Consider the following 10224-nt stretch of genomic DNA (forward strand, 5'->3'; position numbering starts at 1 on the left):
ACCTAACCGGCGATTACGTCTGGCGGCAGAGCCGCAGACTGGAAGACGGGAAGTTTCGGCCCTTACGGATGCCCGGAAAACCTTAGCGTACGATTTTTTCCGAATTCTGCGGGCTCCCCTCTAAGGAACACATTGAGATCCCTAATTATCTGGATCGCCAGTTTGCTGTTACCGAGCCTAATCACGCCTGGTGCGGTGATGTGACTTATATCTGGACGGGAAAACGCCGGGCTTATCTGGTGTAGTACTCGATTTGTTTTCCCGTAAACCAGCTGGCTGGGCGATGTCATTTTTCCCTGATTCAGCACTGACAGCTAAAGCCCTGTCGATGGCCTGGGAAGCACGGGGAAAACCGGATAATTTACTGTATCACTCGGATCAAGGCAGCCACTATACCAGCAGGAATTTCAGTCAGTTACTGTGGAGATATCAGATAAAGCAAAGTCTGAGTCGCCGGGGAAATTGCTGGGATAACAGCCCAATGGAACGGTTCTTCAGAAGCCTGAAAACAGAGTGGGTACCGGATAATGGCTACGCTAATTTTAGCCAAGCCAGCATGGCAATAACGAATTACATCACAGGATATTACAGCCAGCTCAGACCTCATCAATATAATGGTGGTTTGACGCCGAATGAATCAGAACGATTGTTCTTGAAAAACTCTAAAGCCGTGGCCAGTTTTTGTTGACCACTACACAATGTTGTATTTTGCATACAGCATAATCGACTGGAATAAAATTGTATTGGAATAGGCTCTAACACTGATATAACGGCAGTTTAGAACCTATCTCAATAGGGATTAATTACCGCATAAAAATATATTATCACTGTAACCAAAACCTCATACAGCCTGACTTTTAAACATCGATATGGCTGGGTAAGGTCATGAATTTAGCTCCTATTGAGATAGGTTCTTAGTTCCGAATGAATCAGAGCCGCTTTTCGTTTATTAATCAGGAATTCCTAGTATTTTTAATAACTTTACATTATTTACATTTGCATCGAATCTTTCTCTTGCTAACTTATGACTTTCTTCTCCCATACTGATTATTTTTTCAGGATTATTAATTAACTTCAGCATTTTTTCTGCAAGATCTTCATGTGACCATTTTTTTACAACATATCCATTCACACCATCAATAATTGTTTCTTTGCAGCCTGGTAAATTAGTAGTTAAAATCGGTCTCCCCATAGCCATCGCTTCTTGTGTACTACGAGGAACTCCCTCTCGATAATAGGAAGGAAGAACAAATACGCTTGATTTTTCAATCCAATCAGCCACATTAGAAACAAATCCGGGATAAGAAATAACTCCTGATTTAATTAAAGTATCTACGTCAGATTCAGATAACCCTCCGGGGTTTTCCTTATCTATAGCGCCAAGTATAATAAATTCAACATTGGGATGTGTTTTTTTTATTTTTTTTGCGGCAGCAACAAACTCATTGACTCCTTTTTCTGCTAGCAAACGAGCTATAAAAATGAATGATATTTCATTTGTTGGTGGCGTGCTTTTACAGTAATTATTCATATCTAAACCAATGCCACCAAGAATATGGCAAGATTTTAATTTTATTTTGTATTTATCTATCAAGTCATGATAATCATCCTTGTTAAGAAGTATTAATGAGTTGATATGTGGAAATATTATTTTATACAGGAGAACCTGGATATTTTTAAGTAACTTTGTTTTTAACGGAGTTCCATGTGGCTGCTCTGTAAATAAAAAACCTAACCCCTCAAGCATAGCGTTATTATTTTTAACGCCTGAAAAAATACCAGCCAACGATCCAAAGATAGAGGGCTTTGAAAAAAAAGATAAAATAGCATCTGGTTTTATCTTCTTTAGTTTTTTACTTAATAAGTAAGTATTCCATAAATCATTAGCAAGGTTAATACCACTGCGACTTAAATTATAATCAACAGGAATGGCGCCTGCTTTTTTTATTATTTCCTTGGATGAATCATTATAGTCAGTAGCAAAAGCATAGACTGAAATCCCTTTCTTGGTTAGTGTTTTTATTAAATCCAATCTAAACAAAATCATAGCATTTGCTGTGTTCCCTATTATTGAGATCTTCATTATTTATTACCCTTACCTTTATTTTTCTTTGTTAAAGCGCATCTTCTTCCATATTTTATCAAAGAAAACAAGATCGCAGGCACTGCCATTATTTTACCTTTCAACAAGAAGTTAAATATATTTTTTAACTCCCACTTCTCCATCAACCATAAATTACCACTCAACCCTGACACTCCAAAGTTAAATTTATCGAGAAAAACCAAATCCCTTCCATATATTAATCCACATTTGTTTTTTTTATTATAAACGATAACAAGCCATGACATGTAGTCCTCTGAAAAACGCTGATTCTCATTAAATGGAATAAAAATATCTCTTTTCATAATGACGGCTGGAGTCTGGAAATAATTCTTAAACAACATCATGTTAAATGAAATTATTTTTAATTTTAAATGTTCTTTTTTAATTTCTTGGTTAATTTCTTGGTTATTTTTCTCACCAATGGAACACGTTGAACCTAAAAAATCCAAGTTTTCATCATTAATAAATGATAGTTGTAATTCTAGTTTTTTTGGATGCCAGTAATCATCTGCATCCAAAAATGACAAAAAATGCCCCGTGGATAGTGAAACTCCTTTATTCCTGGAAAATGACGGCCCTGAATTATCCTCATTATTAAAAGCAAAAACATTTCCATACAATGAGCTTAATTTCTTTAAAATATTCCAGCTATTATCTGACGATCCATCATTTATACAAATAATCTCTATATTTCTATGGGTTTGTTTTAATGCGGAAAGAACGCATCTTTCTATAGTTTTTTCGTTATTAAAACAGGGGATGATAATACTAACCTTATGGTTTTTCATTGCTCGCTCTTCTTACTTATATTTACAAAGGTAAATAATAATATAATAACAAAGTATAGGACTCTCACTTGCCAGTAGAAAAGAGAAATGAACATATAGTATATAGTCAAGAACATACACCCCAAAATAACATTTGATTTTGCGGGGGTTCTTGAAACCATTAATAATGGTTTTGTTAGCACCATCATTACAATTGCTAATATCAAAATACCGGAATCAATAATAGTTGATAAGTAAAAATTATGTGGATCCTGTGTTAATGTACTATAGCCAATACCATTACCAATAAACATTGTCTTTAGATTACTTATTTCAACAATAGCATTTTTTAATCTGGCTATTCTATCACTATTACTTGCTTTACTAACTATTCGTTCTGTTATATTTGGTTCTGTGACAAATGAAGCTCCATTATTCTCAGTCACTACAGCGGGAATGTTTTTCATCACTACAAAAGACATTGCAAGTGAAATCATAATTAGTGCCAACAACCTTAGCTGTGTTTTCTTTAGCACAAAGAATGAATAAACACTTACAATAAGAAAGGAAATAAAAAAAGATAAAAAAGAACTCCGTGATAAGGTCAAAAATGAACACATCATTGACAATATGAATATAATATTAATTGTGTATTTATTTGGCAATGTGAAAAACATATAGATTGAGCCAATGCATAACATAAAAGCTAACACATTTGGGTCACTTGAACTTTCATAACCCAAAGGAAAATAAGACCATGAGTTATCATAAAAAACAGGAACCGTTAAACGTCCCCAGTCACCAAAGCCAAGTTGAAATAATTTAATCAACAAAAAAGAGCTAACAAAAAGCAGGCCTAAAGCAATTAAATATGATAAATGTATTGGTTTTCTTTTAAAGAAGAAAATAAACCACATAGATATTACTATATATACAGCATGACTAGTAATTAGAGTGATAGATTTATGATTATATACAAAAATGTTAATGACAAGGTAAGCAACTACTAAGCATAGGAGAAAAATATGTGATCTTTTTATAAAAGACTTTCTTTTTATAAGCCAATAGCAACCTAATAGTGTACAGGAAAAGAGAGTGTATACTGTAACCACATGATCACTATTGACTCCCATGACCACCTGTTTATTCCCTCCCATAACTGACCACAATATAAAAGGAAAAGTGCAAATGTATAGATAAAAACACATAGTGATTCAACTGGTTATTTTTATTGTAAATAAGATTCTTCTATAATATCATAAACATGATGCCTCACTCAACATTTTTAACAGATGATATTGTTTATGAACAGACTTTTTTCTAATGCTTTCTGGTTAATGGCATCTCAGATTGGCGGCCTTCTAATCCCCTTGATCGAACTGCCATTGCTTGCCAGAAGACTGGGGGCTGATGAATATGGAAAAGTTGTATATGTTTTAGCTATTTCCATAATGGCTTCTGTTTTCATTGAGTATGGATTCAATTTCAGTGCTGTGAAAAAAATCGCAGGAAGGAAAGATGATAAATATATTTCACAAATTTCAACAGATGTTTTTCTTGCTAAGATAATTCTTAGTATTATACCTATTATTTTAGCTCTCACCCTAATATACACAACATCTAGCGGAATATCTATACCTAATAATTGGTTTGTATGGATTATTTTATTTATCTTATCTTTTGGATTCACTCCGTTCTGGTATTACATATCAATAGGAAATATAATTTTCCCCGCAATACTCGATCTTTTACTAAGAGTGACAGGTTTAATTCTCATTGTTATTTTTGTTAACTCCCCGAGTGACGCAAAAACCACAATAGCCATTCAATCAATGGTAGGAGCGCTAAATACATTAATATCAACTGCTGTTGTTTTTTATTTGTCGGGAGTAGGAGCAATTAATATTAAAAGAGCGCTTAATGAAATTAAAGATGGGTTTAGTGTATTTTTGTATAAAAGTTCACAAGGAATAATGATAACCATGTCATCATCATTATTAGGTTTTTTTGGGGGGGCTAAATCTGTTGGTTTTTTTGTTCCATCTGAAAAAGTAACTAAGGTTATAACAACATTAATGATAACAATGCTAAACGTGGCATATCCGCATTTCGTTAAAAATCTTAGTGATAGCAAAAACAATATACGCCACATAAAAAAAACAATCCTTAACATATCAGCAATATTATTATTTTTATCATTAATTTTTTCTTTTTTTGTTTTTGTTTTCTCCGATAAAATAATTTTTTTTGTTTTTGGTATTGAATACGAAAGAGCGATACCATTAATTAAGACTATTATTTGGGTTATACCGTTAAGGTCATGGGTGTTGTCACTTACAATTCTATGGTTCATTCCAATAAATAAAGAGAAATTTATCACAAAAATAACACTCGTTAATATAATGCTAATTTCGTTCACTGCGTGTTTATTTATTTATCTGTTTGGTACTATAGGAATAGTGATGTCAATTTTACTATCAGAAATAATAACTTTTGTGATATTGACCTATTTCTTTTTCAAAGAAAACTAAGAGCCTATCCCAAAAGGAATTATCGTATAATATAATGAATTACGATAATTTCTGAGGGCAACGTATGGCAGGCAACAAGTGGCAAATCAGTGATAGACTCTGGGAGAAAATGGCTCCTCTAATCCTAACCATGAACCGCTCAAAACCACCTCGCTACTTTGACGACTTGCACGGGAAAACGGCGTATTCAGCGCCGTTTTTTTATTGTTTGATAATCAGATAAGTGTCTTTTTTATCACCATATGACTGCCTTGTATCCACTTTCACACAAGGTTTTCCGTCACACGTGGAGATATCAGCCAGCGGGGCTTTTTTTTGCCAGACCGCTTCCATGCGCTGCATTTTTGCAATTCGGTCATAACCGCTGTCGATAAAATAATACATTCCCCAAAGACACCCGCCCATCACCGCAAATATCGTCAATGCGATATAAATGGCAGACTTCCACGTATAACGGGACATTTCACGTCGCATTGCACTCACGGATTCATTAGCTGCTGTAACCACCTGATTCAGCGCATTGACGGCGGGTTTCTGCTGCGCCAATCCCGTTTGTTTGAGTTCTTTTTCAACCTGAGTTAAGGCTGCATTCACCGATCGCCTGATCGTGTCGGTCATCTTACCGGAGGCACTGTCCAATTCATGGATCACCTGAGCCAATTGTGCTGTTTGGCGGCTTAATTTGGCGGATTCCGCCTGAAATTCTTCAATCAACGCCGCCACACGCTTTTCCTGCGCTTGCTGATGCCCAATCAGCGCCGCAATTTTTTTAATCTCATCACTCATACAAAATCCTGTTCATCGGGAAAATGACCAGCCTTTATCGGACTTTTGTCGTTTCTGCTCGGCGAGTCGCTGCCGTTCTTTTTCCTGCTGACGCTGTTGCTCAGCCTTAACCATGTCCTGATGAATGCCCTGAAACTCCGCCATCGCATCGTTAACAAGGGTCTGAAGATCGATTTCTTCCTGTATGTCCTTCATGGCATCACTGACCAGTGCGTTCAACTTGTCAGACTCTTTTTCAAAATCAAACGCTTTGTCTGAAGTCGCTTTCAACTGAGGCTCTGACGTCTGCTCGTGTTTCAGTGTCAGATTATCACGCTCGCTGAGGGCTTCCCGTAGCGTGGTGGTAACATCAATCACGCTGTTACATTCATCACGACAATGCTGAGCCTGTCGCTCCGCTTCTCTGCGCTCCATCAGGGCGTGTAACTGCGCGGGTTCAAACTGCCTGACCTGTCCTGCGCCAAAATGTCGCTCCGGCTCACGCTCAATCCCCTGTGCTTTCAGGGAACGCGCATCAACGCGGTCGATATGCTGATACCGTTCAAGATGCTTATTCTGTAAGTCAGCCCAGCGTTCCCGCTGGGCGATAAGGTATGCCTTGCGTTCGGTCGGGGTTTCGCCGAACCGCACCTTTTTTGCGCCGCCCCGTTCAGGGTTTTTCGTGTTAGCCCGTTTAAAATAGGGCTGCGGGTCACGCTCGATACCGTCATTAAGCCGTTCAGAAAACATAATATGCGCGTGCGGTTGTTCACCGCCTTCAATCGCCGCTCTGGGGTTATGAATGGCAAATTGATAAGCGTGCCGGTCGCCAATTTCCTGTTGAACAAAATCGCGAACCAGTTCAAGGCGTTGTGCGGGTGTAAATTCACGCGACAGGGCAATTTCAATTTCGCGGTAGGTACAGCCGTTGGCACGTTCAAACGTGTCAGCGGCTTTCCAAAACTCGGACGGTTTATGCGCTGCCCATGCGGGCATATTACCGGACTCTTGATGCTCAAGGTCATTATCTTTTTCACGGGCATATTTTCCCTCACGCGCAATATAATCGGCATGGGAAGCGGCTTTGCCTTTCCCGCCGGTTTTAACGCTGAGATGATAAGATGCCATGCTGTTTTCGCCCGCTACAAGCGCGCACCGTTTCTGAACGGCAAGCAAAATGGCTCACAGACAGAGTGCAAACTATCCGTGGTTTAAAATCACCGAATGAGCCACAACGCTTATTGGTGATTTTGCACGATAAAGCGGATAAAACCGCCCAAGAAATAAAAACGCTCTCATTGTTAATTCAGGCGGAGCGGGCAGCAGAAAAAGCCCAGGAAGCCCGCACAAAGGTAATGAATCTTATTCAAGCAGAGAAGCGTGCAGAAGCCAAAGCTGCCCGTAAAGCACGTGACCATGCCCTTTATCAATCAGCGGGGTTACTCATCATGGCGGGGTTAGTGGACAGTCAAACGGGTAAACCGGTAGATGACCCCGCAAAACTACTGGGTGCATTAGTCAGCTTGCATGAATTATCCCGTGATAATCCCAAATGGGAAGAATGGAAATTGAAGGGGCAGGTATTACTCAATCAGAAAAAGGAAGATTAGAGCACAGTGTTAATACCCTCTAAAACGCCACAGAAAGTCCGTGGCGAGGTTTTGTTGGTTTGATAATGGAATTTATCACCTAATACTGAAAACATGGCACAGAAGCGCAAACAACCACCTTCCTGATTGAGCCGTGAGCGAAGCGAACCCAATGACACGAAAAAAACAGCGGCGCTGTGGCTGGATGGTCGGAGACAAAAGAAAGGGGCAGCGCGTTGCCCGAGCAAAGCGAGGGAGCTACTTAGGTGTTTTAGGTTTGTCTTGAAAAGGAGCAAACGTTGTTTGCGACATCCTTTTAACTACGGCAAATCGACGGCAATTTTCTGATTTATCCACAGGGCTGGGATCTATTCTTTTTTTATCTTTTATTTATTCTTTCTTTATTCTAATAATTTTAACTTATTGTTTTTTAATAAAAAAAAAAGCATTAAATGTAGGAAAAATTAGGCTAGATGTAGGAAAAATTAGGCTAGCAGTGGGAAAGATGTAGGAAAAATTAGGTTATTCACAATCAAACCCGAAAAAATGTAGTTGATTTAAATCGCTACATCATTATGATTCATGTAGCGATTTAAATTACTACATAATGGTGATTAGCATGTCTGAATTAGTTGTGTTTAAAGCAAATGAATTAGCAGTAAGCCGTTATGATCTAACTGAACATGAAACCAAGCTAATTCTGTTTTGCGTTGCAAAGTTGAACCCTACAATTGAAAACCCAACAAGGGATGAATTAACAGTTAAATTCTCATGTTCTGAATATGCACGCACTATGGGCTTAAGTTATGAAAATGCTTGGGGAAGATTGAACAGTGCAACTAGTGATTTATTTAAACGCTCTGTTGAATTAATTTATCCTACAGGAGCAGTTTCTAAACGAATTTTCAATTGGACGGAATACGCTGAGTTCAATAGAGAAGAACAAACTGTAACGTTAGTATTTAGCTCATATATTCAACCACTTTTATTTCATTTAAAAAAATTCATTAAATACAACCTTGAGCATGTTAAAGCCTTTGAAAATAAATACTCAATGCGAATATATGAATGGTTACTAAAGGAGCTTTCACAAAGAAAAACGCATAGGGGAAACATTGAGATAAGTATCAAGGAATTTAAGTTTATGCTCATGCTTGAAAAAAACTACCCTTTATATGCAGAATTGAATCGCTGGATCCTAAAACCAGTTACAAATGACTTAAACACTTACAGCAATATGAAGTTGACTATTGAAAAACGCGGTCGTCCTGCTGACACACTAATCTTTCAAGTTGAACTGGATAAACAAATTGACCTTGTGACTGAACTAGCAAAAGATCCCGCATCAAAAAAAGAAGATAAGACAATCCGTTTAACGCCTGAAAATCGTCTTCATGAGGGGCTAAAAACAACATTGCATGATGCTTTAACTGCAAAAATTCAACTGACTAGTTTTGAAGCAAAATTCCTGAGCGATATGCAAAGCAAGTACGATCTTAACGGCTCATTTACATGGCTAACTCAAAAACAACGAACTACGCTAGAGAAAATTCTGGCTAAATACGGGCGGATATGAGGTATCTATGGCACTGATATCAGTTACAGAGGCAGCCAGACTAACTGGAAAAAACAGAGCAACAATACATCGCTATATTAAGCAAGGAAAACTGTAGTGGCATACTGAATTTGGCCACCTGAATAGAGGTGATATCATCACTTCGCAGTAAAAACAGGTGACATTATGACCGGACGTAACAGACGCAATTTTAGCCCCGGGTTTCGCCTCGAAGCTGCCCAGCTTTTACTCGATCAGCATTACACCGTTGCCGCCGCTGCTACGGCAATGAACGTCGGCAAATCCACAATGGACAAATGGGTTCGACAACTGAAAGGAGAGCGAGCGGGAAAATCCCCCACTACTTCACCCATCACCTGAGCAGATTGAAATACGCGAGCTAAAGAAAAGACTTCAACGTGTTGAAATGGAAAGGGATATATTAAAAAATGCTACCGAGACCTTGATGTCAGACTCCCTAAACAATTCTCATTAGTTGAGAAACTCAGGGCGCAGTTTCCTGTTGCCATTGTGTGCAACGTGTTTGGGGTTCATCGCAGCAGTTATAAATACTGGCGGCAGCACGGGAAGCCTGACGCCACGAGAGTGGCATTACTGAGCCTTGTGCGTGAAGTTTATCGCGAAAGTAACGGCTCAGCAGGAGCGCGAAGCATTACCGCGATGGTCACCACCAAAGGTATAAAACTGAGCCGCTGACGGGCAACAAAGCTAATGAAAGCGCTCAATATTATCAGCTGTCAGCAACCTGTCCATCGTTATAAGAAGGCGTCTAAGGGGGAACCGCAGAATTCGGAAAAAATCGTACGCTAAGCTAACGGTGTTCTCGTGACAGCTCTTTGACTAGGCTTTCTAAGGCCATTCTGATAGCCCTGACTTCCTGAAAAGCCATGGC

The 10224-nt window shown here is 38.6% G+C and carries 8 protein-coding genes and 2 pseudogenes; 5 read left to right on the forward strand and 5 right to left on the reverse strand.

The genetic code is table 11. The features are described from left to right. Positions 1-122: 122 nt before the first annotated feature. Positions 123-688 (forward strand): annotated as a pseudogene (locus K0778_RS23695) (IS3 family transposase); the annotation flags it as partial. Between the two features lie 261 nt (positions 689-949). Here K0778_RS23695 and K0778_RS23700 read toward each other — a convergent pair. Genes K0778_RS23700 through K0778_RS23710 form a run of 3 tightly spaced genes read right to left on the reverse strand, consistent with a single transcriptional unit; the run spans position 950 to position 4004 of the window. After that, positions 950-2083 (reverse strand): glycosyltransferase family 4 protein, encoded by a 1134-nt coding sequence (locus K0778_RS23700; RefSeq protein WP_063084436.1) that lies wholly within the window; start codon positions 2081-2083, stop codon positions 950-952. Then, positions 2083-2892: a glycosyltransferase family 2 protein gene (locus tag K0778_RS23705; protein ID WP_000788525.1), complete on the reverse strand. Its 810-nt coding sequence runs from the start codon at positions 2890-2892 to the stop codon at positions 2083-2085. Before K0778_RS23705 ends, K0778_RS23700 begins: the two co-directional genes overlap by 1 nt. Then, entirely contained in the window at positions 2889-4004 is a 1116-nt protein-coding gene (locus K0778_RS23710; RefSeq protein ID WP_063084437.1) for a hypothetical protein, read from the reverse strand. Before K0778_RS23710 ends, K0778_RS23705 begins: the two co-directional genes overlap by 4 nt. A 171-nt stretch (positions 4005-4175) precedes the next feature. On the opposite strand from K0778_RS23710, the gene K0778_RS23715 reads away from it, so the two are divergent. Beyond that, a complete protein-coding gene (locus K0778_RS23715; protein ID WP_063084438.1) occupies positions 4176-5402 on the forward strand; it encodes an oligosaccharide flippase family protein in 1227 nt (408 codons plus the stop codon). A gap of 201 nt (positions 5403-5603) precedes the next feature. Here K0778_RS23715 and K0778_RS23720 read toward each other — a convergent pair whose 3' ends face one another. Both K0778_RS23720 and K0778_RS23725 read right to left on the reverse strand, forming a co-directional pair. After that, complete coding sequence (locus tag K0778_RS23720; RefSeq protein ID WP_039052609.1) at positions 5604-6188, reverse strand: hypothetical protein; 585 nt, start codon at positions 6186-6188, stop codon at positions 5604-5606. Positions 6189-6200: 12 nt separating this feature from the next. Continuing rightward, complete coding sequence (locus K0778_RS23725; RefSeq protein WP_153449126.1) at positions 6201-7295, reverse strand: MobA/MobL family protein; 1095 nt, start codon at positions 7293-7295, stop codon at positions 6201-6203. On the opposite strand from K0778_RS23725, the gene K0778_RS23730 reads away from it, so the two are divergent. The 3 genes and pseudogenes from K0778_RS23730 to K0778_RS27915 form a co-directional block, all read left to right on the forward strand. Further along, positions 7289-7777 (forward strand): conjugal transfer protein TraD, encoded by a 489-nt coding sequence (locus K0778_RS23730; RefSeq protein ID WP_063084439.1) that lies wholly within the window; start codon positions 7289-7291, stop codon positions 7775-7777. The genes K0778_RS23725 and K0778_RS23730 overlap by 7 nt on opposite strands. A gap of 598 nt (positions 7778-8375) precedes the next feature. After that, positions 8376-9332: a replication initiation protein gene (locus K0778_RS23735; protein WP_001293214.1), complete on the forward strand. Its 957-nt coding sequence runs from the start codon at positions 8376-8378 to the stop codon at positions 9330-9332. Positions 9333-9497: 165 nt separating this feature from the next. Beyond that, positions 9498-10097: pseudogene (locus K0778_RS27915) on the forward strand (transposase); the annotation flags it as partial. Positions 10098-10224 lie beyond the last annotated feature (127 nt).

Source organism: Escherichia sp. XD33, from assembly GCF_019375075.1.
GTDB classification, from domain to species: domain Bacteria; phylum Pseudomonadota; class Gammaproteobacteria; order Enterobacterales; family Enterobacteriaceae; genus Enterobacter; species Enterobacter flexneri_A.